The sequence below is a fragment of the Micromonospora sp. NPDC049529 genome (genome assembly GCF_055586685.1).
The window spans coordinates 83,782-107,397 of sequence record NZ_JBVJHT010000027.1 but is presented as its reverse complement, the minus strand read 5'-3'; the positions used below and the strand labels follow the sequence as shown (position 1 = coordinate 107,397).

The following is a 23,616-nucleotide window of genomic DNA, read 5'->3' as shown; positions in this document are numbered from 1 at the left end:
GCGGCGAGGGCGACGGAGAGGGCGTGGACGTGTCGGCCGAGTCCGCCGACGAGGACGGGCGGGTATTCCCAGGAGAGCATCAGAATCCGCTGCCGGGCCTCGACCGGACCGCCCGAGGCGGTCGGCAGCCCGAGTTGCGGGCGGGAGGTGGGGATGGGGCGGCAGGGGTGGTCCTGACCGGTCGAACCGTTCGCGAGGTGCTCGCCGACCCGTCGGGTCGTCACATTCGTCTCCGTCCGAGCGAGAGTGGGCACGCCGGCGCCGGTGCCGGCAGGGGAAAGGTGGGAAAGGGCGGCCGAACCGGCCGGGCGGGTCGGCCACCGCCACACCGCGGCGCGCGACCCACGTACAAGGAAAAGGCACCCGGCCCGGATCCGCATCCCGAAAGGCCCGAAGGTGACCGATGACACCGCCGGACCGACCGTTCGTCCGACCGGTCGGCTCCACAGTGGCGGTGGCCGGTCGCCGGGGCCGCGCGCGGGGCCGGCGGCCCCGCTCGGGTGGTTGTTCCGCATCCGCCGGTAACGCACCGAACCGCGGGCTAGCGTGTGTGACGTAGGGCGTACGGGTGACGTCGGGCCCGCCGACCGGGCGGTCCCGCGCCACGGTCCACGGGCGAGGGGGCAACCGGTGCACACCACGGACGGGACCGGATCGGCCGACGAACCACCGGAGCTGGCGACGAGAATGGCCGGCCCGGTGCCCCGGCTGCTCGGTGTGCTGAGCGCCGGGCTGGGCGCCGCCCTGCTGACCGTGCCGGACCGGCTTGCCGTGATCGCCGGCCTGGACCACCTTCCCGATCACCGGACGATCCTGCGCGCCGCGGGAGGGCGGGAGCTGGGCCACGCCGCCGGCCTGCTGAGCGGTCGCCGCCCGGCCACCTGGGCCTGGACGCGGGTCGCCGGGGACGCGATGGACCTGGGTGTGCTCGGTCTGGCCGTGCGGACCGGCGACCGGCACCGGCAGCGGCGGGCCGCCGCCGCGACCGCCGTCATCGGCGTCGTCACGGCGCTGGACCTGGTCACCGCGGTGGCCGCCACCCGTGCCGCCCGCGCCAACGGCCGCGTGCTGCGACTGCACGCCTCGGTCACGATCAATCGACCCCCCGACGAGGTCTACCGGTTCTGGCGCGACCTCGCCAACCTGCCCCGCTTCATGCGTCACCTGGAGTCGGTCCGGGTCGGCGGCGACGGGCGGTCACGGTGGACCGCCAAGGCACCGGCCGGCCGCAGCGTCCACTGGGATGCCGAGATCGTCCGGGACCGACCGTCGGAGTTGCTGGCGTGGCGCTCGCTGCCCGGCACGGTGGTGCCGAACGCGGGTCGGGTCCGGTTCGTCGCGGTGCCGGGCGGGCGCGGCACCGAGGTCCGGGTGGAACTGCGCTACGCGCCGCCGGCCGGCTCGCTCGGCCGCGCGGTCGCCAAGCTCTTCGGCGAGGAGCCGACCTTGCAGGTCAGGGATGACCTACGCCGGTTCAAACAGGTGATTGAGACGGGCGAGATCGTCCGCTCGGACGCCAGTCCGGACGGGACGGACCTCCGCCGGCACATGATGCGGTACCCGGCGCAGCCGCTCGCCGGTACGCCGGCAGGTTGAGAACCGACAGCGGACCGGCGAACGGGGGGCGACGATGCGCGCGAACTGCTGGATGGGCCGCAACACCGTCGAGGTACGGGAGGTGCCCGATCCCCGGATCATGAGTGATCGGGACGCCATCGTCCGGGTCACCTCGACCGCAATCTGCGGCTCGGACCTGCACCTGTACGACGGCTACATCCCGACGATGAAGAAGGGCGACGTCCTCGGCCACGAGTTCATGGGCGAGGTCGTCGAGGTGGGTCGGGAGGTGCGCAACCTGCGCGTCGGTGACCGGGTCGTGGTGCCGTTCCCGATCGCCTGCGGCCAGTGCGCCGCGTGTACGCACGGCTTCTTCTCGGTCTGCGAGAACTCGAACCCGAACGCCGGTCTGGCGGAGATGGTGATGGGCCACTCGCCGGCCGGCGTCTACGGCTACTCGCACATGCTCGGCGGTTACGCCGGCGGCCAGGCCGAGTACGCACGGGTCCCGTTCGCCGACGTCGGGCCGATCAAGATCGAGGACGACCTCCGGGACGAGCAGGTGCTGTTCCTCTCCGACGTCTTCCCGACCGGCTACATGGGCGCGGAGATGTGCGACATCCAGCGCGGGGACGTGATCGCGGTCTGGGGCGCCGGCCCGGTGGGACAGTTCGCGATGGCGAGCGCCCGGATGCTCGGCGCGGAGCGGGTGATCGCCATCGACCGGTATCCGGAGCGGCTGCGGATCGCGCGGGAACACACCGGCGCGGAGATCATCAACTACGAGCAGACCGACGTGCTGGAGGCGCTGCGCGAGATGACCGCCGGTCGGGGACCGGACGCCTGCATCGACGCGGTGGGCACCGAGTCGCACCACCCGTCCGGCCTGCTGAACGCGTACGACCGGGGTAAGCAGGCGGTGCGGCTGGAGACCGACCGGCCGCACGCGCTGCGCGAGGCGATCATGAGTTGCCGCAACGCCGGCATCGTCTCGGTGATCGGTGTCTACGGCGGGTTCGTCGACAAGTTCCCCATGGGTTCGCTGATGAACCGGTCGCTGACCCTGCGCAGCGGACAGTGCCACGTGCAGCGTTACCTGCGGCCGCTGCTGGACCGGATCCGCCGGGGCGAAATCGATCCGAGTTTCGTGGTCACCCACCGGATGCGGCTCGACGAGGCGCCGCAGGCGTACGAGCTGTTCAAGAACAAGCAGCAGGACTGCAACAAGGTGGTGTTGACCGTCTGATCCGGCTCAGTCGGGGTACGGCCACTCGTGCACCGGCTGGTTGCTGTGCATCAGTGGGATGTAGCGGCACAGCACCTCGCGTAGCGCGGCCGGCCGGTCGAGGTCACCGGCCCGTTCGAGTTCGCGCAGGGTCGCCACCTGCCAGGTCGCGCCGTTGCGCCCGGTCAGGCAGCGTTGCTCGATGATGCCGAGCAGCCGGTCGGACTCGGCCGGTGCGAGCCCCCACCGGTCCAGACCGGCGCGGGCCAGCGGCAGCAGCCGGCGCAGCACCAGTTCGGTCACCGGCAGGTAGCCCAGACCGGGCCAGTAGACCTGGGCGGCGATGCCCTGCCGGGCACAGGTGTGGAAGTTCTCCTCGGCGGCGCTGAACGACATCTGCGACCAGAGCGGCCGGTCGGACTCGGCCAGGCTGCGGACCAGCCCGAAGTAGAACGCCGCGTTGGCGATGGTGTCGACCACCGTCGGTCCGGCCGGCAGCACCCGGTTCTCCACCCGCAGGTGCGGGCGCCCGTGGACCACGTCGTACACCGGACGGTTCCAGCGGTAGACGGTGCCGTTGTGCAGCCGCAACTCGGACAGGGCGGGGATGTCGCCACGGGCGAGGGCGGCCGCCGGCTGCTCGGCGTCGCAGATCGGCAGCAGCGCGGGGAAGTAGCGGACGTTCTCCTCGAACAGGTCGAAGACCGAGGTGATCCAGCGTTCGCCGAACCAGACCCGTGGGCGTACGCCCTGGGCCTTGATCTCCTCCGGCCGGGTGTCGGTGGACTGTTCGAACAGTGGGATCCGGGTCTCCCGCCACAGTTCCCTGCCGAACAGGAACGGGGCGTTGGCCCCGAGCGCGATCTGGACTCCGGCGATCGCCTGGGCGGCGTTCCAGTACGCGGCGAACTGGCTCGGGCTGACCTGCACGTGGAACTGGGTGCTGGTGCAGGCGGCCTCGGGGGTGATGGTGTCGGCGGTGGTCTCCAGCCGTTGCACCCCGGCGATCCGGATCCGCACGTTCTCCCCCCGGGCGGCGAAGATCTGCTCGTTGAGCAGGGTGTAGCGGGGGTTCGCCGAGAGCGCGTCGACGGTCAGGTGGTCGGCCCGCAGGGTGGGCAGGATGCCGATCATGACCAGTTGGGTGTCGACCGTACGGGCCTTCAGGTTCGCCGAGTTGAGGCTGGCCCGGACGTCGGCCTCGAAGTCGGCCGTACCGGTCCCGGCCAGCTGGCGCGGTGCCACGTTGATCTCGACGTTGAACTGCCCCAGTTCGGTCTGGAACTGCGGGTCGGCGACGGCGGCGAGCACCTCGGCGTTGCGCATCGCCGGCATCGCCTGGTCGTCGACGAGGTTGAGCTCGATCTCCATCCCGGTCAGTGGCCGGTCGACGTCGAACCGGGCCTCGCGCAGCATCTCGGCGAAGACGTCCAGGCAGTGCCGGATCTTCTCCCGGTACCGCGCGCGGTCCTCACGCGTGAACGTCCGCGGCCCAACCTCTTCACCCATCAGGTCACCATCCAGCTACTCCGAGTGCTTCCAACCTCGCACGGCCGGTGCCGCATGGGAAGTGCTCGATCGACATGGTTCCCCGGTCGGGTGGCGCTGACACACCCGGTGTCCGGTCCTTGGCGACCCCGGCCGAGTGAGGCGTGGCGTGCCCGATCCCCGGTATCGCCCGAGGCCGGTACCGGCCTCGCGTACGATCACGGGTCGGAAGCCGAAGGAGGGCCGATGCGGCGTACGGCGCAGAAACTGTTCGTGGTGGCCGCGATCGCGGAGGCGATCTCCTGGTTGGCCCTGCTGACCGGGATGATCTTCAAGTACGGGCCGACCGGGAACGAGATCGGTGTGCAGATCTTCGGCCCGATCCACGGTGGCCTGTTCGTCGCCTACGTCGGGCTGGTCCTGCTGGTCAGCCGCCTGGGTCGGTGGAGCTGGCCGGTGACCCTGGTGGCGCTCGCCTGCTCGGTGCCGCCGCTGGCGACGCTGCTCTTCGAGCGCTGGGCCCGTCGGCGCGGCCTGCTGGCCGACCCCGCCCCGGCCCGGAACCCGGTGCCGGTCGGCTGACCCGCCCATACCCGGCGGCAGTCGCCGGGTCGGTCAGCCGGCGATGACGGTGCAGGCGCCGATCGCGCCGATCAGCAGCAGTCCGAGGATCGCCTGGAGCAGCAGGGCCGGTCCCAGGTGCGACCAGACGGTCGGCGGACGCGGGGTGAGCAACTGCGCCGTGGTCAGGTTCACGATCCGTTCCACCCGTGGCGCGAGCTGCAGGTCCTTCTGCGGCCGGATGGTCACCTGGATGTGGTCGGCCGGTTCGATCGCGCTCTGCGGCAGGTGGCCGTGGATCTCCATCTCGCAGAGCACGCCGTCGCCGTCCCGGATCCGCAGCGGCGTGACCAGGAACTCCGGGCCCTTGCGCAGCTCTTTCCAGCGGCGCTGGGCGCCGGCTCCGGCGCCGGAGCGCAGCAGCGAGGCGAGCAGCAGGAACGCCATCCGGGCCACCCCGGCGGTGGCGAGCACCGCGACGACGATGGGCCGCTGCACCTTCATCTCGCGGGAGTAACCGTCGAGCAGCCGGACGACCCGGCCGGTGACGATCGGCCCACGCCGGTACGTCACTCGCTCGGGATAGAGCTCGCTGTCCATTTTCACCACCGAGAGTCCGCTTTGGTTCACGCATTGTATCTGTAGTCGGGGCTGGGCGGAAAGTGAGTGAATCGCGCTTCCGCGCCTCGACGACCCCTTCGACCGCAACGACGTCGACCGGTGGGGGGCCCGCGCCCAGGTGACAAGCCGGGCGGCGCGGGTATGCCAGGGGCGAGTTGGAGAGGGGTCGACAACCATGGAGCTGTCCTTCCTGCGCCCGATCTACGCCCGACCCGGACCCTGGGCCTCGGTCTACCTGGATGCCTCACGTGACAGCCAGGACGCCCGGCCCGCCCTCGACCTGCGCTGGCGTGCCCTGCGGGAGCGGCTGGCCCAGCAGCGGGCCGATCCGGCGACGGTGGCCGCCCTCGACGGCGTGGTACGCGGACACGACCCGATGGCCGGCGACTACGGCATCGCCGCCTTCGCCACCGACGGGGAGGTGGTGCTCACCGAGTACCTGTCCGCCCCGCCACTGAAGGACATCGCCGCCAACGGCCCGCTGGCCCACACCATGCCGCTGCTCGCCCAGCGGGGCGAACAGGTGCCCTGGGTGCGGGTACTGGCCGACCGCACCGGGGCCAGTGTCGACGGGGTCAGTGCCGGCGGGGTGGCCCGGCGCGCGGAGGTCGGCGGCGGCAACACGTTCCCGGTCCGCCGGGTCAAGCCCGGAGCCTGGTCCCAGGGGAACTTCCAACGGGCCGCGCTCACCGCGTGGAAGCGCAACGCCGGAGACGCGGCGGCGGCCACCGCCGAACTCGCCGACCTGGTCGGGGCCGAGGTTGTCGTGGTGGCCGGCGACACGCAGGCCCGGCAGATGCTCGCCGCCCAGTTGCCGGCCCGCTGGCAGGACCGGATCGTGCACACCGACGCGGGTTTCCGGGCCGCCGGCAGCGACAACTCCGCACTCGACGACGTGACCGTGCAGGCCATCGCCGAGGTGGCGACCGCGCACGCCGATGCCGCCCTGGACAGGTTCGGGATGCAGGAGCAGATCGGCAACGGGATGGACGCGGTCGTGAACGCCCTGCAACGCGGGCAGGTCGAGAACATGCTGCTGGTCGACGACCCGTCCTCGACCGACCAGCTCTGGATCGGTGCGGAGCCGACCGAGATCGCCCTCGGGCCGGAGCAGCTCACCGCCATGTCGGTGGCCGACCCGCAACTGGTACGCGCCGACGCGGCCCTGGTCCGGGCCCTGGTCGGGACCGACGCCGGGCTGACCGTACTCGGGCCGGACGAGGCGCCGGAACTGCCCGACGGGGTGGGTGCGATCCTGCGCTACGCCGACGCCAGCACACCGGGACGCACCGATGGCTGAGCCGACCCGGACGGTGGCGGACCTGCTGGTCGAGCGGCTGCGGGCGTGGCACGTGCCGCGCGTCTTCGGCGCCTCCGGCGACGGCGTCGAGCCGATCGTCGCGGCGCTGCACCGGGCCGGCGGCACACCCGCCTTCGTCCAGGCCCGGCACGAGGAGACGGCCGGTTTCATGGCCACCGGCCACGCCAAGTACACCGGCGGGGTCGGTGTCTGCCTGGCCACCCAGGGACCGGGCGCCATCCACCTGCTCTCCGGCCTGTACGACGCCAAGCTCGACGGCAAGCCGGTGGTCGCCATCGTCGGGCAGCAGTTGGACGGCCCGTTCGGCGCGGCGTACCGGGAGATCGAACTGGTCCGGCTGTTCAGCGACGCGTGCGAGTTCGTCCGGGTGGCCGACCGGCCCGAACAGGTGGCCTCGTTGATCGACCGGGCCTTCCGCACCGCGGTCGCCACCCGGAGCCCCACCTGCGTGATCGTGCCGCAGCAGGTGCAGACGGCCGCCGTACCCGATCTGCCGGCCCGTGCGGACGGCGTGCTCTCGATGGTGCCGGGACTGCCCCCGGCCCGGGTGTTGCCGCACGAGGCGGACCTGAACGCGGCGGCGCAGCTGCTCGGCGCCGGTCGCCGGGTGGCCATCCTGGTCGGACAGGGCGGCTACGGCGCGGCCGAGGAGATCGTCGCCCTCGCCGACCGGATCGGCGCCGGCATCACCACCTCGCTGCTCGGCAAGCCGGTGCTGGACGAGCGGCTGCCGTTCCACACCGGCGTGATGGGGGAACTCGGCACCACCGCCAGCGCGCAACTGCTCGGCGGCTGCGACACCCTGCTGCTGGTCGGCACGAACGACCCGTGGACCGACTACTACCCGATGCCCGGCCAGGCGGCCACGATCCAGATCGACATCGACGGCCGTCGGCTGGCGAACCGCTACCCGGTGGACGTGCCGCTGGTCGGCGACGCCACGCAGACGCTGCGCGCCCTGCTGGACCGGGTGCCTCAGCGGGCCAACCGGGAGTGGCGGCAGACCATCGAGGTCTCCTTCGACCACTGGTGGGAAGATGCCACCGCCCGCGCCGACGCCCCGGCGCAACCGATGAACCCGCAGCACGTGCTCCGCGAGCTGTCGCCCCGGTTGCCCTGGGACTGCGCGGTCGCGGTCGACGTCGGCTCGGTGACCTACTGGTACGCCCGCCACGTGCAACTGCCGCCGGGCGTACCGGCCCACCTGTCCAGCACGCTCGGCGCGACCGGCTGCGCCCTGCCGTACGGTGTCGCGGCGAAGCTGGCCGCGCCGGACCGGGCGGTGGTGGTGCTCGCCGGGGACGGGGCGATGCAGCTCAACGGACTGGCCGAGCTGGTGACGGTGGCGAACCGCTGGTCCGGCTGGGCCGATCCCCGGTTCGTGGTGCTGGTGCTCAACAACCGGGACCAGGCCGGGATGAGTCAGAGCCAGGTCGGCTCGGGACAGCCGGCCACGCCCGAGGCCCAGCGGCTGCCGGACGTCCCGTACGCGGGCTGGGCCCGGCTGCTCGGCATGCACGGTCTGCGTATCGACCGGGCGGAGATGATGGGGGCGGCCTGGGACGAGGCGCTCGCCGCCGATCGTCCCACCCTGATCGAGGCGGTGGTGGACGCCTCGGTGCCGCTCGCCCCGCCCGACCGGCCGTTCGCCGACCTGCGCGGGCTGCTGGTCGAGCGGGCCGAGGAAGGCGGCGAGGTGGCCAGCCGGGCCCGGGCCGAACTGGTCCGGGAACGGGCCGGTGCCGGCGACGACGAACTGACCTGAGGTCGGCCGTCCGACGGGCGGTGGGACCCCTGCGGGCGTGTCCCGTGGGACGCGCGGCGGGCAACCGGATGCCCGGTACGCAACCGGGTGACCGGCGCGTACCGGGGCGTTCGCGGTTCGACGACGCAGAGGGGCGCCGTGCGCGGATTTGCTCACTCAGGGTTGCGGAAAGGTCGTTTGAACGCGATCCGGACGGGAAGCCCGCGTGTGGCAAGTGGACGATGAAGGGCGGGTTTCGGTGCGGGAGATGCAGGAATGGGTGGCCGAGAGTGGGCCCGACGTCCCCGGACCGCGACGGGTCGTGGCGCTGGACAGTCCGGCCCGGGTGCTGCTCGCCGCGGCGTCCCGGGCCCTGCGCGGCGAGGACTGCGCCGACCTCGGCTACCAGCCGATGCTGGCCCGGTTTCCGGGCACCCCGGAGGCGGTACGCCGGGCGGCGGTGGCCCGCGCGGGCGGCCGGGCGGCGCTGCCCGTACGTCAGGTGGGCCAGGTCGACGCCGAGTGGGTGGCCCGCTGGATGGTCGACCACTATCCGGCCGGCGAGTTTCCGGGGGTGGTGCTCGGTTCGCCGAGTGGTGCCGCCGTGCACCTGGCCACCGCGCTGGGCATGCCGTGGCTGCCGGCCGGCTTCGAGGTGTCGGTGCAGTGGCCGCAGGGCGCGGTGGACAACCTCGCCGGCTCGTTCGCGTACGGCGCGCAGGTGGCGCAGCGGCTGGTGGCGGCGAATCCGGGCATCCGGGTCCGGCAGGTGCACGATCCGGCGGTGCGGGGCGTACTCGCCGGTTCGACCGTCTCCCTGGTGCTGCGCTGGCGGCAGCTGCCGGAGGCGTACCGGACCTTCCTCGACGAGCGGTTGGCGCCGGGTGCGCCCGTACTGCTGCTGCGTGACGTGCGGACCTGGCCGGTGGCCGACGAGGGGCAGGGGCACGCGTTCCAGTTGGGCAGTCCGGGCAGCGGGCTGGCGCCGGCCGACTTCCGCATCCTGAGCGAGCCGCTGGACCAGGTGCTGCGCGCCGCCGGTGGTGACCCGCAGCGGTGGGAGCCGCCGCCGCCGACCGGCCCGCAGGGCTACGCCGAGCACGGCATCGAGCCCGGCTTCGAGCAGAGTCTGCTCGACCGGGTCCGGGAGACCGACGGCGCGCTGCACCGGGTGTTGTACGCCGAGCCGGAGGCGTTGAGCGCGGCCACCGCTGACGTGTACCGGGGCTGGCTGCGGGCGGCCGGCAAGAGTGGTGACCGGTGCGTGGTGGAGTGCGGGCGGCTGCTCGACCCGTACCAGGTGGTCCGGGCCGGGCTGGTGCCGTACTGGTGCGAGAACGCGACCAGCCTGCGGGTGGCCGGCGCGGAGTGGTGGCTGGCCGGCAGTACGCCGTTCAGCTCGGTCGACGTGCTGCCCGAGCCGCCCGGGATGCGGTCACCGGCGCTGGCCGGGTTGCCGCAGTGGCTGGCGGTGGCGTCGTTCGGCCGGCGTCGCCGGGCCCTGGACCGGATCGCCGCACGGGGCTATCCGGTCACCTCGGTACCGACCCGGCACGCCACCGAGGTGTTGCGCGGGCAGCCGTACGACCTGCCGGCCCCGGCCCGCCTGGGGGTGCAGGACGCGTTGGCCGGGCTGCGGGCGGCCGGCACCGCGCACGGTCTGCTGGTCTGCTGAGAGGGGCGGCCGTTTCGTCGAGGGGGTCCGCCGGCAAAACATCCCGCGAAAGTCCGGTCCCGTGATTGAGTACCTACAGAGCGGGAACGTCGCTGACTGCAACCGGTTAACTGCGCTACGTAACTAGATGTGGGCGGGCGCTGTTGGGCTGTTTCCGGTCAGATCGTCGCGCTCCGGTCCGGTCCACCGTGGCATGGGCGTCACTGGCCGGTTCCGGAAATCCGGGTGGGGGACCGACCTTCGGGAGGCGCGGATGTTCGGACAGATCACCACGGGCACGAGCACGGGTACGACCACGGCCGCACCCAACGAGCGCGGGCTCGAGGACCTCGACGCGGCCGCGCTGGCGTACGCGGCCCGGATCGAGGGGCTGCCGGACGAGCGCCGGCAGGAGGCCCGGGACGACCTGGTCCGGTTCGCCCTGCCGTTCGCCGGCCGGCTGGCCCGCCGCTACCGGGGACGCGGCGAGCCGCTGGAGGATCTCGAACAGGTCGCCCGGCTCGGTCTGGTCAACGCCGTCGACCGGTACGACCCGGAACGTGGATCGTTCACCGCGTACGCGGCGATCACCATCGTCGGCGAGATCAAGCGGCACTTCCGGGACCGCACCTGGGGCGTGCACGTCCCGCGCCGGCTGCGTGACCTGATCCTGGAGGTCGGCCAGGCGACCGCCGCGCTCACCAGCGAACTGTCCCGGGCCCCCACGGTGGCCGAACTGGCGGCCCGGCTGGAGACGCCGCAGGAGGAGATCCTGGCGGCCCTCGAATCCGCCGCCGGCTACAGTCCGGCCTCGCTCAACGCGCCGGTCGGTGGGGAGAGTTCGGCCGAGTTCGGCGACCTGGTCGGGGAGTCCGACGCCGACCTGGAGTCGGTGGACGACCGGGTGACCGTGAGCGGCCTGCTCGGCCGGCTGCCCTGGCGGGAGCGCCGCATCCTGGCCATGCGGTTCTACGGCAACCAGACCCAGGCGGAGATCGCCGCCCGGTTCGGCATCTCCCAGATGCACGTCTCCCGGCTGCTCTCCCGCGCGCTCACCTGGTTGCGCCAGGCCATGCTCGCCGACGCCCCCGCACCGTGGCAGGCCGGCGGGGTCGATCCGGACGCGCCGGAGAGCCGGCTGTCGGTCCGGCAGTCCGGGGACCGGACGGTCATCGCGATCGGCGGTGAACTCGACCGCGACACCAGCGACCAGTTGCGCCGCGCGGTGGTCGAGGCGGTCACCAGCGGCCAGCCCGCCGAGGTGGTGGTCGACCTGGTCGACGTGGGGCTGCTGGAGCCCGGCGGGATCGCCGCGCTGATCGCCGGCCGGGACGCGGCCGCGCGCAGCGGTGTGGCCCTGAAGCTCACCCGGGCCCAGCCCGGCGTACGGCACTCGCTCGCGTCGGCCGGACTGGCCCCGCTGCACGAGTGACCGTCGGGCGTCGTCACCGCCCGCCGGCCCGGACCGCGGCGGTGCCGTCGGCGCGGCGGTCGGCATCGCCACCATCGGCGCCGGGTCACGCCTGCTCATCGTCGTCCGGTGGGCGTCCGGTACGCCAGTGTTCGCTGCTCCGGCCGCCCCGGTCGGCGTCCAGGTGCACGTCGGGCTCGCTCGGTTCGAAACTCGGCCGGCGTACCTCCGCCGGCTCCGGCACCTCGATCGGACGGGCACCCGAGCGCGGGTCGGGCTGCCACCGGGTCGCCTCACGGGCCCCGTACGCGCCATCGGGGCTGGACCGGTCCGAACCGTGGTGCTCCTCGGCGTGCAACTCGTCCCCGATGCCCTGCGGTGGCTTGGTCGACCGCTGCGGCAGGTCCCGGCCGAGGTCGGCGACGAGCGGGCCGTACTTGGCGTCGAAGGCCGGCCGTTCGGAGCGGATCCTCGGTATCCGGTCGAAGTTGCGCAGCGGTGGCGGGCAGCTGGTCGCCCACTCCAGCGAGTTGCCGAAGCCCCACGGGTCGTCGACCACCACGAGCCGACCGAACCGGTACGACTTCCACAGGTTGTAGATGATGAACAGGGTCGACGCGCCGAGGATGAAGGAGCTGATCGTGGAGACCATGTTCAGCACGGTGAAGCCGTCGCCGGGCAGGTAGTCGACGTACCGGCGGGGCATGCCCTCGTTGCCCAGCCAGTGCTGGACCAGGAAGGTGCCGTGGAAGCCGGTGAACATGGTCCAGAAATGGAGCTTGCCGAGGCGTTCGTCCAGCATCCGCCCGGTCATCTTCGGGAACCAGAAGTAGATCCCGCCGAACGCCGCGAACACGATCGTGCCGAACAGCACGTAGTGGAAGTGCGCCACCACGAAGTAGGTGTCGGTGACGTGCCAGTCGACCGGCGGGCTGGCCAGCAGGACCCCGGTGAGCCCGCCGAACAGGAAGGTGACCAGGAAGCCGATGGCGAACAGCATCGGGGTCTCGAAGCTGATCTGCCCCTTCCACATGGTGCCGATCCAGTTGAAGAACTTCACCCCGGTCGGTACGGCGATCAGGTAACTCAGAATGCTGAAGAAGGGCAGCAGCACCTGCCCGGTGCCGAACATGTGGTGCGCCCAGACCGTCATCGACAGCACCGTGATGGCGATGGTGGCGAAGACGAGGCCCTTGTAGCCGAAGATCGGTTTACGGGCGAAGACCGGGATGATCTCGGTGATGATGCCGAAGAACGGCAGCGCGACGATGTAGACCTCGGGATGGCCGAAGAACCAGAACAGGTGTTGCCACAGCAGCGGGCCACCGGTCGCCGGGTCGTACACGTGGGCGTCGATCCGGCGGTCGGCGTAGAGCGCCAGCAGCGCGGCCGCGAGCAGCGGGAAGACCAGGATCACCAGGACCGCGGTGAGCAGCACGTTCCAGGTGAAGATCGGCATCCGGAACATGGTCATGCCGGGCGCCCGCAGGGTGATGATCGTGGTGATCATGTTGACCGCGCCGAGGATCGTGCCCAGGCCGGAGACGACCAGGCCGATCACCCACATGTCCGGCCCGATGCCGGGACTGTGCTGGGCCCGGCTCAGCGGGGTGTACGCGGTCCAGCCGAAGTCGGCCGCCCCGTCCGGGGTGAGGAAGCCGAGCAGCACCAGCGAGCCGCCGAGCAGGTAGAGCCAGTACGCGAACGCGTTCAGCCGGGGGAACGAGACGTCCGGGGCACCGATCTGCAACGGCACGACGTAGTTGCCGAACGCGAACACCAGCGGCGTGGCGAACAGCAGCAGCATGATCGTGCCGTGCATCGTGAACAGCTGGTTGTACTGCTCGTTCGAGAGGAACTGCAGACCGGGCCGGCCCAGCTCGGCCCGCATCAGCATCGCCATCGCCCCACCGGCGATGAAGAAGCCGAACGACGTGACCAGGTAGAGCACTCCGATCTGCTTCGCGTCGGTGGTGCCCAGCAGCTTGACCAGGTGGCTGCCCCGGATCGCCTCCCTGATCGGACCGGGATATCCGCCGAAGCGCGCCGGTGCCAGCACGATCGGCCCTCGTTCGCGCTCCGGCTCGGTGGTAACCGGTTTCGCCATCGCTTCTCACCCCGTCACGACCACAGAAAGGACGGGCGTGGCTACCCGGTCTGCGGGGGTCGAAACCCGGCAGGTCGGGAAATTCCGGTCTACCGGGACGCGCCCCCACGGGCCGGCAGCTTCGACGCCGGGGACGTGATCCCGCCGTCGCGCCGCGAACCGGCGCAGGCCGCGCCGAACGCGTCGTGGGCGGGCCGAACCGCTCGCCGCCGGGGCCGCGCCGGAGCGGATCGTGGACGGTCTGCCCCCACAGCACGGTGTTCGGCTGGATGGTCGAACCGGCCGCCGGTGCCGCCCGGCCGACCGGCTGGCGTGGCGACACCGGCGGCCGCCATCCCGTCGCCCGGTCGGGCCGGGGCGAGCCACGGGGTGGACGGCGCGGGAAAGGCTACGGGTCCACCGGCGCGCGGGTGGTCAGCAGCCCGAGCCCCACCATGCCGAGACCGAGGCCCAGGTGCAGCCAGTCGTCGGCTCGGTTGAGCGGCAGGAAGTTGACCGTCGTCCCGTGCCCCAGCACCAGGCCGTACAGCCACAGCAGCAGGTAGATCGCGCCGCCGGCGACCAGGAACCCCCGGGCTCCGGTGACCGTACGTGCCAGCGCGACGCCGGCCAGCCCGAACGCCAGATGCACCAGGTTGTGCAGGATCGACACCTGGAACACCCCGAACAGCTCCGCCCGGGAGGTGTGTCCGGCGAAGCCGAGGCGGTCGTAGTCGCCGGTGACACCGGGGATGAAACCGAGCACGCCGATCAGCAGGAACACCGCCCCCACCGTCGCCGCGGCGACCCGGACCAGGGCCGGTCGAGACGATCGCCGGCCCGCCGGGCGGGCTCCGCCGGTCGGGGCGCGCGACTCTCCGGCCATTGCCGTACCTCCGTCCGCCGTCGCGCCGGATTCCCGGTACGGCAGCGGACAAACGTGCCCCCGGCCGCTCAGGCAGCCCGCAGGACGGGCCCGGCCAGCTCCCGCACCCGGTCGTAGAGCTCGACGTAGCGCTGCGCCATCGCCGCCGGGGTGAACCGTCGGGCGGCCTCCCGTCGGCACTCGTCCGGCTCGATCAGGGCGGCGGCCACCAGCAGATCGGCCAACTCGTCCTCGTCGTCGGTGAGTAGCCCGGTCCGGCCGTGCGCGACCAGTTCGGGCAGGCAGCCGCGTGCGGTGGCGACGACCGGGGTGCCCAGGGCCAGCGACTCGACCACCGCGGTGCCACCCGGCTCCTCCCAGCGCAGCGGGAACAGCATGGCGCGGGCGCTCGCCACCAGGTCGTCGCGTTCGCGGCCGGCGACCGTGCCCACCCAGCGCACCCCGACACCGTCGACGTACGGCGCCACCCGCTCGTCCCAGTACCGCACGTCCGGGTTCTGCCGGGCCTGCTCACCCGCTGCGGCCAGCTCCTCCGGCCGGTGGTACGGACCCACCGGCCCCGCCAGCACCAGCGGAAAGCCGACCCGCCGGGCCAGCCGTGCCGCCACCTCCTGACCCTTGCCGGGATTGATCCGGCCGAGCACCACCACGTGCTCGCCCTTCTCCACCGCCGGCCGGCGGTCCGCGTCGACGGCCAACGGGGTGGCCAGGTGCACGTGACCGACCGAGTGGGCGCGCAACGCCGCCGGGGCGCGGGCCAGCTGCGCCGCCGAGACGCCGTTGACCCGTACCCGGTCGCCGCCGTCGAGCTGCCCGTAGAGGTCCGGGTGCTTGCCGAGGTCCCAGTGCAGGGTGTGCAGCACCGGCGGCCCGTCGGCACCCATCGCCGCCAGGGTGGCCAGGCCGACGGCTTCCACGTGGTCGTGCACCAGGTCGATGTCGTCGCGTCCGCGTACGGCCCGGACCACGCCGCCGAGGTGCGCCTGGGCGATCCCGCACACCTGGTTGTACGGCCGCTGCAAGGACGGGAACTGGCCGTCGGCGAAGACCGACAGCCGTTCGTCGGCAGCCAGGGTGCTGGAGCCGACCGAGGCGAGCACCACCCGTACTCCCAGTCGGCGCAGCTCGGGCACCAGGGTGGCGACCACGTTCTCGATCCCGCCGTAGCCCGGAGGCGGTACCGACAGCCACGGCCCGGCGTTCATCAACACGGTCAGCCCCATCGGTGACCCGCCCCGGTCACTGGGGCACCGCTTCACCCTGCCACCGGCGCATCTTCTGACGGAGCTGGATCAGCGGCGGCCGCTCCTGCACCGACACGTCGCTGACCACGATCTCCCGTTCCAGGTTCGGCAGTGTCTCGGTGCCGCCCCGGCGGAACTGGGTCAGCAGGGTGGCCGGCGGTGTCGCCGAGGAGACCTGCCCCTGCCGGTGCAGCCGGGACCAGGCGGTGAGCATGATCTGGGCCGACATCCGGCCCAGCGCGGCGGTGTCCTGGTGCCGGTGCAGCCGCTCACCGAGATCCACCTGGGCCAGCGCGTCGAGCCCGACCAGTTCGAGCAGGTCGATCAGCATGGCCGTCTCCACGCCGTAGCCGGAGACGAACGGGACCCGCTCCAGCACCTCGCGTCGACCCGCGTACTCGCCGGCCAGCGGCTGGACGAAGCCCGCCAGCTCCGGCCAGAACAGGTTGAACAGGGGCCGGGCCATCAGCTCGGTCACCCGCCCGCCTCCGTCCGGCTCGACCGTGCCGGCCTCGATCAGCGGGCGGTGGTAGAAGCCCTTGACGAAGGAGACCGACGGGTCGGTGAGCAACGGCCCGAGCAGCCCGGTGACGAAGTGCGGACGGAACTCGCGCAGGTCGGCGTCGACGAAGGCGATCACGTCACCGGCGGCCGCGGCGAGACCGGCCCAGAGGGCGTCACCCTTGCCGTTCAGCCGGGGCAGTCCCCGGGTCACCTCGTCCTGGCTGACCACCCGTGCCCCGGCGGCCGCGGCGACCTCGGCGGTCCGGTCCGAGGAGCGGGAGTCGACCACGATCACCTCGTCGACCAGGGCGACCCGCCCGACCAGGTGCTCGCGGATCGTCGCCACGATCGCACCGACCGTCGCCTCCTCGTCGAAGGCGGGTATGACCACGCTCACCGTGGTGTCGCCCTTGACCCGGCTCAGTTGGAGCGCGGTCCACTGCCGAGCCGAGCCGGTACGGTACGTGGACCACGCCTCCACCACGGGTGAGACGGTCGTTTGCGAGTGCCGCACTGGCCCACCCCCGAGTCAAGAGTCGATCGAAGCGCTAGCGGATTTCCCGGACCGGGACCCGACTAACCGGTGACGCTCTAACATATTGATCACCAAAACCTGCTATTTCCTGTCTCGTCCCGATGAACGTTTGATGTCGCCCCTGTCGTGGCCACAGGTGTTCGATGATGTCACTGGGGCGGAAGCGGAGGGTCGGTTGATGGGCAGGTGTCGTATCGGGCTCGTCGGCGCGGGAAATGTAGCTCAGCGTCACGCCCGCGTCCTGACCGGTTTCGTCGACGTGCAGCTCACCGGCGTCACCGACGTACTGCCCGACGCCTGTCGGCGACTGGCCGACCGGTACGCCGCCCCGGTGTACCCGGACGTCGCCGCGCTGCTGGAAACGGGCCCGGACGCGGTCTACGTCTGCGTTCCGCCCTTCGCGCACGGTCCGGCCGAGGAGGCGGTGATCGCCGCCGGGCTGCCGATGTTCGTCGAGAAACCGGTCGCGGCCGATCTCGCCACCGCCGAGCGGATCGCCGCCCTGGTGGCCGGACGGGGCATCCGTACCGCCGTCGGCCACCACTGGCGTTACCTGACCGTCCTCGACCGGGCCCGGGACCTGCTCGCCGACCGACCGGTACGGATGGCCACCGGGGCGTGGCTGGACCGGGTCCCGCCGGTGTCCTGGTGGAGCCGGCGCGAGTTGTCCGGCGGCCCGGTGGTCGAGCAGGCGGCGCACGTACTCGACCTGCTCCGGCTCGTCGCCGGGGAGGCGATCGAGGTGACCGCGTACGGCGACGGCATCCCGCCGGACGTCGACGGCGCCGACATCGACTCGGTCACCGCCGCGACCCTGCGTTTCGCCGGCGGGGCGGTCGGCTCCCTGGTCTCCGGCTGCACGCTCGGCTGGAAGCACCGGGCCGGGGTGGAGATCGTCGCCGACGGGCTGGTCCTGACCCTGTCCGAGGAGGGTCTGGCCTGGCGGGACGGGACCGGGGAGGGCTGGCTGCCGGCCGATCCGGAGGCGGCCCGGATCGCCGTCGACCGGGCCTTCGTCGACGCCGTACGCGGCATCGGCGACGACGTGCGGGTCCCGTACCCGGAGGCGTTGCGCACCCACCGACTGGCCTGCGCGGTGGCGCAGTCGGCGGCGACCGGGCGGACGGTGCGGATCGCGCCCTCGGTCGAGGCGCTCGCCACCGCGACCCGCAGCACGCGGGTCGGGTTCGGCCTCGATGCCTGACCGGCCACCCGCCACCGGGCCACCGGAGGTCGCCGACCGGGTGATCGTGGTGACCGGGCCGGGCGAGGTCGCGGTCCGGGAGGAGGAGCCGGCCCCGCTGCGTCCGGGCACCTTCCGGGTCCGGACCCTCTACACCGGCGTCTCCGCCGGCACCGAGCTGAGCTACCTCAAGGGCACCAACCCCTACCTGTCGGCGAGCTGGCACCCCGACCTCGGACTCTTCACGCCGGGCGCGCCGGCCACCGCCTACCCGGTGAACCGGCTCGGTTACATGGAGGTCGGCCGGGTGACCGAGAGCCGCACCCCGGCCGTCACCGAGGGCGCCATCGGGGCGATGGCCTACGGTCACCGGACCGGCTACCTGGCGGATCCGCTGGTCGACCGGTTCGTGCCGCTGCCCGACGACCTGGACCCGCTGCTCGGGGTCTACGTCGCCCACATGGGCCCGATCTGCGTGAACGGCCTGCTGCACGCCGCCGCCGACCTGTTCGGCGCGGGCGTCCGTACGGTCGGTGACGGGGTCCGCGGACGTCGGGTCGCGGTCACCGGCGCCGGGGTGGTCGGCCTGCTCACCGCGCTGCTCGCCCGTCACCACGGCGCCGAGTCGGTGGTCGTCCTCGACCCCACCGCGCGCCGGCGTGCGGTGGCCGCCGCGCTCGGCCTGGAGACCCTCGACCCCGGCCCGCCGACGACGACCACGCCGCCCGACTCGAACTCGAACTCGAACTCGGAACTGAACTCGGACTCGGAGCCCGACCCGGACCCGGAGCCCGATCCGGACTCGGCCGACCCGGCGGTGCTGCTCAAGACGCGGTGGCGGCACGGGCCGGGGGACCGGGGCGCCGACGTGGTGTTCCAGTGCCGGGGGCAGGCCTCCGCACTGCACCTGGCGCTGCGCCTGCTGCGCCCCCAGGGGACCGTGGTCGACCTGGCGTTCTACCAGTCCGGCGCCGGGGAGGTGCGGCTCGGCGAGGAGTTCCACCACAACGGGCTCACGCTGCGGTGCGCGCAGATCGGCCGGGTGCCGCGCGGTCTCGCCCCCACCTGGGACCGCGAGCGGCTCGCCGGCGAGACCATCGCCCTGCTCCGGGCGTACGGCGAACTCGTCGCCCGGCACCTGGTCTCGGCCGTCGTACCGTTCGCCGACGGCCCCACCCTCCTCGCCGACCTGGCCGCCCACCGCCGCCAGGAGCTACAGGTCGTGCTCGCCTGCTGACGGCGGGGCCGAGGCCGGCTTGCCGCCGCCGACGGGCCCGATGCCGGCTCGTCCGCCGACGGCAGGGGCCGCGTTCGACCGCCCGCTGACGGCCGGCTCCCGGTTCGCGCACGTCCGCTCCGGCGCGTGGCACGGCCGACGGCGTGGTCAGCGCGGTTACGGTGGAGACCATGACCGCGCCCCCCACCGCCCGGCGCGTCGGCCTGCCGGCGCTGCTGCCCTACCTGCGGGCGCACCGCGGCACACTGATCGTCGTCGCCCTGCTGTCGCTGCTCGGTGCCGGGGCCGCGCTGGTCCAGCCGCTGCTCACCCGGGAGGTGCTCGACGCCCTCGGCGCCGCGCGACCGGTCGGCCCGCTGGTGGGCCTGCTGATCGCCCTGCTCGTGTTCGGTGCCGTCCTCGACGGTGTACGCGACTATCTGCTCCAGCGCACCGCCGAGGGACTCGTGCTGGGCACCCGCCACCGGCTCGCCGGCCACCTGCTCCGGCTGCCGATCGTCGAGTACGACCAGCGCCGTACCGGCGACCTGCTCTCCCGGGTGGGGGCCGACACCACCCTGCTGCGGGCGGTGGTGACCTCGGGGCTGTTCGAGACCGTCACCGGTTTCGTGATGGTGCTCGGCGCCGGGACCGCGATGATCCTGCTCGACCCACTGCTGTTCGGCGTGACCCTGGCCGGGGTGGGCCTCGGCCTGAGCGTCGCCGTCCTCTTCGCCCGCCGGGTACGGGGGCTCTCCGAGCAGGCGCAGGCGCGGGTCGGCGAGATGACCTCGGCGGTCGAACGGGCGATCTCCGCGGCCCGCACGATCCGGGCCAGCCGGGCGCAGGAGCGGGAGACCGACGGGGTCGGCACCGCCGCCACGCAGGCGTACGCGGCGGGTCTGCGGGTGGCCCGGTTGCAGGCGGTGATCGGCCCGGTGAGCATGATCGCCGTCCAGGGCGCCTTCCTGGTGGTGCTCGGCGTCGGCGGGGCCAGGGTGGCGACCGGTGCGATCAGCGTCGGTGACCTGGTCGCCTTCATCATGTTCCTGTTCTTCCTGGTCATGCCGCTCGGGCAGGCGCTGAACGCGTACACCCGGTTGCAGACCGGGCTGGGCGCCCTGCAACGGATCGAGGAGGTGCTGGACCTGCCGGTGGAGGGGACGGGGGATCGGGTGCCGCCGGGCCGGGCCGGTCTGCCGGTACTGCCGACGCCCCGGCGGCCCGCCGTCGCGGCGGTCGAGTTCGACCGGGTCAGCTTCGGTTACGCCAACGCCGGACCGGTGCTGCACGAGGTGAGCTTCACCGTCCCGTACGGCACCCGGACCGCGCTCGTCGGGCCCTCCGGCGCCGGCAAGTCGACCCTGCTGGCGCTGGTCGAGCGCTTCTACGAGGTGACCGACGGCAGCCTGCGGGTGGGCGGGGTGGACATCCGGGACCTGTCCCGCGACGCACTGCGGGCCCAGCTCGGCTACGTCGAGCAGGAGGCGCCGGTGCTGGCCGGCACGCTGCGGGAGAACCTGCTGCTGACCGCGCCGGAGGCCACCGAGGCGCAGTTGCTCGCCGTACTCGACGAGGTCAACCTGACCCGGGTGGTGCGGCGTTCCCCGCTGGGGCTGGACACCCAGGTCGGCGAGGGCGGGGTGCTGCTCTCCGGTGGGGAACGCCAACGGCTGGCGATCGCCCGTACGCTGCTGGCGAACCCGCCGGTGCTGCTGCTCGACGAGCCGACCAGCAACCTCGACGCGCGCAGCGAGGCGGCGCTACGCCGGGCGATCGACGCGGTCGCCGCCGACCGGACCCTGCTGATCGTGGCGCACCGGCTGGCGACCGTGGTCGACGCCGACCAGATAGTCGTCCTCGACGCGGGGCGGGTGGTGGCGACCGGGCCGCACGACGAACTGACCCGGACCAGCCCGCTCTACCGGGAACTGGCCGCGCACCAACTGCTCGTCGGCTGAGCCCCTGACCTGGGCTTCCGGGACCGGACATACCGCCCCGGCCAGCCGGGCCGCACAGTTGCGCCGAAGTCGGCTACCGTTGCCGCTCATGGGTGTGTCGACACGGTTGAAGAGCAGGTTCCGGCGTTTCTTGCAGCGGCCGGGTAGCACGGTGGATCTGGCGCCGCTGGAGAAGCTGCTGCCGGCGATCGAGGCCCGCGAGGAGGAGCTGTCGGCCCTCGACGACGCCGCGCTGACCGAGGCGGCCGGTAAGGCCGAGGACTTCGCGGAGATCTGCGCGGTCGGCCGCGAGGCCGCCCGGCGCGGGATCGACCAGCGGCCGTACGACGTGCAGCTGCTCGGCGCCATGTCGCTGCTCGCCGGCAAGGTCGCCGAGATGGCCACCGGTGAGGGTAAGACCCTGACCGCCACGATCGCCGCGTACGGGCACGTCCGGCGCGGTAACGGGCCGGTGCACGTGCTGACCGTCAACGACTACCTGGCCCGCCGCGACGCCGAGTGGATGGAGCCGATCTACCGGCTGCTCGGGCTCAACGTCGGCTGGGTGACCGAGGCGTCCACCCCGGACGAGCGTCGGGCGGCGTACGCGTGCGACGTCACCTATGTCTCGGTCAGCGAGGCCGGTTTCGACTACCTGCGCGACCAGCTCGTCACCGACCTCGACGACCGGGTGCAGCCGAAGTTGACCACCGCGATCGTCGACGAGGCCGACTCGATCCTGATCGACGAGGCCCGGGTGCCGATGGTGCTGGCCGGCGCGGTCCCCGGTGAGCAGGACCCGGTGCACACCGCTGCCGCGCTGGTCCGCGGGCTGCGCGCCGGTGAGGACTACGAGGTCGCCGACGACGGCCGGAGTGTGGCGTTCACCACCACCGGCCTCGCCGTGATCGAGTCGAAGCTGGAGGACGTCAACCTCTACGCCGACGAGAACATGGAGCAGCTCTCGGCGGTCAACGTGGCGCTGCACGCGCACGCCCTGCTGCACCGGGACGTGGACTACATCGTCCGCAACGGCGCGGTCGAGCTGATCGACGAGATGCGCGGCCGGGTCGCCCAGCGCCGCCGCTGGCCGGACGGGCTGCAGGCGGCGGTCGAGGCCAAGGAGGGGCTGACCGCCACCGCCGAGGGCGAGGTGCTCGGCACGATCACCGTGCAGGCGTACGTCGCGCTCTACCCGACCGTGTGCGGCATGACCGCCACCGCGGTGCTCGTCGGTGACCAGCTCCGGGAGTTCTTCTCGCTTGAGGTCGCGGTGATCCCGCCGAACACCCCGTGTGTCCGGGTGGACGAGCCGGACCGGATCTACGCCACCCGGGCCGAGAAGGAAGACGCCCTGGTCACCGAGATCAAGAAGACCCACGAGACGGGTCGACCGGTGCTGGTCGGCACCCTCGACGTCAAGGAGTCGGAGAGCCTCTCCCAGGCGCTGCTCGCCGCCGACGTGCCCTGTCTGGTGCTGAACGCGAAGAACGACGCCGAAGAGGCGGCGATCATCGCCGAGGCCGGCGCGTACGGTGCCGTCACCGTCTCCACCCAGATGGCCGGTCGGGGCGTCGACATCCGGCTCGGCGGCAGCGAGCAGACCGACCGGGACCGGGTCGCCGAACTCGGCGGTCTCTACGTGATCGGCAGCGGCCGGCACGACAGCCGCCGGGTCGACGACCAGCTCCGCGGCCGGGCCGGCCGGCAGGGCGACCCCGGCAAGTCGGTCTTCTTCGTCAGCCTGGAGGACGAGCTGGTCCTGCGGCACGCCTCGGACGCCATCCCGCCGTCGCCGAAGATGAACGCCGACGGTGTGGTCAAGGACGAGCAGGTCGACTTCGCGGTCGAGCACGCCCAGCGGGTCGCGGAGGGCGTCAACCACGAGATCCACCGCAACACCTGGCGGTACAGCGTCGTCATCGAGCAGCAGCGCAAGGCCCTGGCCGAGCGCCGCGAACGGCTGTTGAACAGCGACGTGGCCGCCGACATGCTCAGGAACCGGTTCCCGGAGGAGACCGGCGAGATCGACCCGGAGGTGCTCTCCCGGGCCGCCCGGTCGATCGCGCTCTACCACCTCGACCGGCTCTGGGCCGAGCACCTGGCCGAGCTCTCCGAGGTCCGCGAGGGCGTACACCTGCGCGCCCTGGGTCGGCTCGACCCGCTCGACGAGTTCCACCGGGCTGCGGTGCCGGCGTTCACCGCCCTGGTGCCGGAGATCGAGACCCGGACCGTGGCGACGTTCGAGGAGAGCGAGATCGGCGACGACTGGCAGCCCGACGAGTCGGAGCTGGTACGGCCGAGCGCGACCTGGACGTACCTGGTCCACGACAACCCGTTCGGCTCGGAACTGGACCGGCTGATCGCCGCGGTCGGCCGCCGGCTCACCGCCGCCTCCCGCTGACCGGGGTACGCGTCCCGCTGATCGCCTACGAGGCCC

18 protein-coding genes are annotated in these 23,616 nt (G+C 72.6%); 11 read left to right on the top strand and 7 right to left on the bottom strand.

Going from position 1 to position 23,616, the window contains the following annotated elements:
* Positions 1-224: glycogen/starch synthase (locus tag ACZ6QQ_RS33490; RefSeq protein WP_465881765.1), on the bottom strand; the 224-nt coding region annotated here is incomplete at its 3' end.
* Between the two features lie 406 nt (positions 225-630).
* On the opposite strand from ACZ6QQ_RS33490, the gene ACZ6QQ_RS33485 reads away from it, so the two are divergent.
* Together ACZ6QQ_RS33485 and ACZ6QQ_RS33480 are read left to right on the top strand one after the other, a co-directional pair.
* Positions 631-1,596, top strand: a complete 966-nt coding sequence (locus ACZ6QQ_RS33485; RefSeq protein WP_465881763.1) for an SRPBCC family protein — start codon at positions 631-633, stop codon at positions 1,594-1,596.
* 34 nt (positions 1,597-1,630) lie between these two features.
* The gene (locus tag ACZ6QQ_RS33480) at positions 1,631-2,803 is read left to right on the top strand and encodes a zinc-dependent alcohol dehydrogenase (RefSeq protein ID WP_465881762.1); all 1,173 of its coding nucleotides are present in this window, start codon (positions 1,631-1,633) and stop codon (positions 2,801-2,803) included.
* Positions 2,804-2,809: 6 nt separating this feature from the next.
* Here ACZ6QQ_RS33480 and ACZ6QQ_RS33475 read toward each other — a convergent pair whose 3' ends face one another.
* Positions 2,810-4,291 (bottom strand): glutamate-cysteine ligase family protein, encoded by a 1,482-nt coding sequence (locus ACZ6QQ_RS33475; protein ID WP_465881761.1) that lies wholly within the window; start codon positions 4,289-4,291, stop codon positions 2,810-2,812.
* 225 nt (positions 4,292-4,516) lie between these two features.
* Here ACZ6QQ_RS33475 and ACZ6QQ_RS33470 point away from each other — a divergent pair, with 225 nt between their 5' ends.
* Entirely contained in the window at positions 4,517-4,852 is a 336-nt protein-coding gene (locus ACZ6QQ_RS33470) for a DUF3817 domain-containing protein (RefSeq protein WP_465881759.1), read from the top strand.
* A gap of 33 nt (positions 4,853-4,885) precedes the next feature.
* On the opposite strand, the gene ACZ6QQ_RS33465 is transcribed toward ACZ6QQ_RS33470, so the two are convergent.
* On the bottom strand, positions 4,886-5,440 hold the full coding sequence (locus ACZ6QQ_RS33465) for a hypothetical protein (RefSeq protein WP_465881770.1): 555 nt from the start codon (positions 5,438-5,440) through the stop codon (positions 4,886-4,888).
* 187 nt (positions 5,441-5,627) lie between these two features.
* Between ACZ6QQ_RS33465 and ACZ6QQ_RS33460 the strand changes: the two genes are divergently transcribed.
* From ACZ6QQ_RS33460 to ACZ6QQ_RS33445, 4 genes are all read left to right on the top strand, one after another.
* The gene (locus tag ACZ6QQ_RS33460) at positions 5,628-6,752 is read left to right on the top strand and encodes a baeRF2 domain-containing protein (RefSeq protein WP_465881757.1); all 1,125 of its coding nucleotides are present in this window, start codon (positions 5,628-5,630) and stop codon (positions 6,750-6,752) included.
* A complete protein-coding gene (locus ACZ6QQ_RS33455; protein ID WP_465881755.1) occupies positions 6,745-8,538 on the top strand; it encodes a thiamine pyrophosphate-requiring protein in 1,794 nt (597 codons plus the stop codon). Before ACZ6QQ_RS33460 ends, ACZ6QQ_RS33455 begins: the two co-directional genes overlap by 8 nt.
* A gap of 247 nt (positions 8,539-8,785) precedes the next feature.
* Positions 8,786-10,192 carry a hypothetical protein gene (locus ACZ6QQ_RS33450; RefSeq protein ID WP_465881754.1) on the top strand — a complete coding sequence of 469 codons (1,407 nt, stop codon included), beginning with the start codon at positions 8,786-8,788 and terminating at the stop codon, positions 10,190-10,192.
* A gap of 253 nt (positions 10,193-10,445) precedes the next feature.
* On the top strand, positions 10,446-11,603 hold the full coding sequence (locus ACZ6QQ_RS33445; RefSeq protein WP_465881752.1) for a SigB/SigF/SigG family RNA polymerase sigma factor: 1,158 nt from the start codon (positions 10,446-10,448) through the stop codon (positions 11,601-11,603).
* A gap of 85 nt (positions 11,604-11,688) precedes the next feature.
* Here the strand turns inward: ACZ6QQ_RS33445 and ctaD are convergent, their stop codons facing one another.
* The 4 genes from ctaD to ACZ6QQ_RS33425 form a co-directional block, all read right to left on the bottom strand.
* Positions 11,689-13,689 (bottom strand): aa3-type cytochrome oxidase subunit I, encoded by a 2,001-nt coding sequence (ctaD, locus tag ACZ6QQ_RS33440; RefSeq protein ID WP_465881751.1) that lies wholly within the window; start codon positions 13,687-13,689, stop codon positions 11,689-11,691.
* A 388-nt stretch (positions 13,690-14,077) separates the two neighbouring features.
* Positions 14,078-14,554, bottom strand: a complete 477-nt coding sequence (locus ACZ6QQ_RS33435) for a DUF4383 domain-containing protein (RefSeq protein ID WP_465881749.1) — start codon at positions 14,552-14,554, stop codon at positions 14,078-14,080.
* A gap of 68 nt (positions 14,555-14,622) precedes the next feature.
* Positions 14,623-15,777 (bottom strand): glycosyltransferase, encoded by a 1,155-nt coding sequence (locus tag ACZ6QQ_RS33430; RefSeq protein ID WP_465881748.1) that lies wholly within the window; start codon positions 15,775-15,777, stop codon positions 14,623-14,625.
* Between the two features lie 16 nt (positions 15,778-15,793).
* Positions 15,794-16,786: a glucosyl-3-phosphoglycerate synthase gene (locus ACZ6QQ_RS33425; RefSeq protein ID WP_465881747.1), complete on the bottom strand. Its 993-nt coding sequence runs from the start codon at positions 16,784-16,786 to the stop codon at positions 15,794-15,796.
* 229 nt (positions 16,787-17,015) lie between these two features.
* Here ACZ6QQ_RS33425 and ACZ6QQ_RS33420 point away from each other — a divergent pair, with 229 nt between their 5' ends.
* The 4 genes from ACZ6QQ_RS33420 to secA2 all read left to right on the top strand — a co-directional run bounded on the left by ACZ6QQ_RS33420 (position 17,016) and on the right by secA2 (position 23,580).
* On the top strand, positions 17,016-18,041 hold the full coding sequence (locus ACZ6QQ_RS33420) for a Gfo/Idh/MocA family protein (RefSeq protein ID WP_465881745.1): 1,026 nt from the start codon (positions 17,016-17,018) through the stop codon (positions 18,039-18,041).
* Entirely contained in the window at positions 18,034-19,257 is a 1,224-nt protein-coding gene (locus ACZ6QQ_RS33415; RefSeq protein ID WP_465881744.1) for an MDR/zinc-dependent alcohol dehydrogenase-like family protein, read from the top strand. Before ACZ6QQ_RS33420 ends, ACZ6QQ_RS33415 begins: the two co-directional genes overlap by 8 nt.
* Before the next feature lie 170 nt (positions 19,258-19,427).
* Positions 19,428-21,197, top strand: a complete 1,770-nt coding sequence (locus tag ACZ6QQ_RS33410; RefSeq protein ID WP_465881742.1) for an ABC transporter ATP-binding protein — start codon at positions 19,428-19,430, stop codon at positions 21,195-21,197.
* Between the two features lie 88 nt (positions 21,198-21,285).
* Positions 21,286-23,580, top strand: a complete 2,295-nt coding sequence (gene secA2, locus ACZ6QQ_RS33405) for an accessory Sec system translocase SecA2 (RefSeq protein ID WP_465881741.1) — start codon at positions 21,286-21,288, stop codon at positions 23,578-23,580.
* The last annotated feature ends 36 nt before the right edge of the window (positions 23,581-23,616 follow it).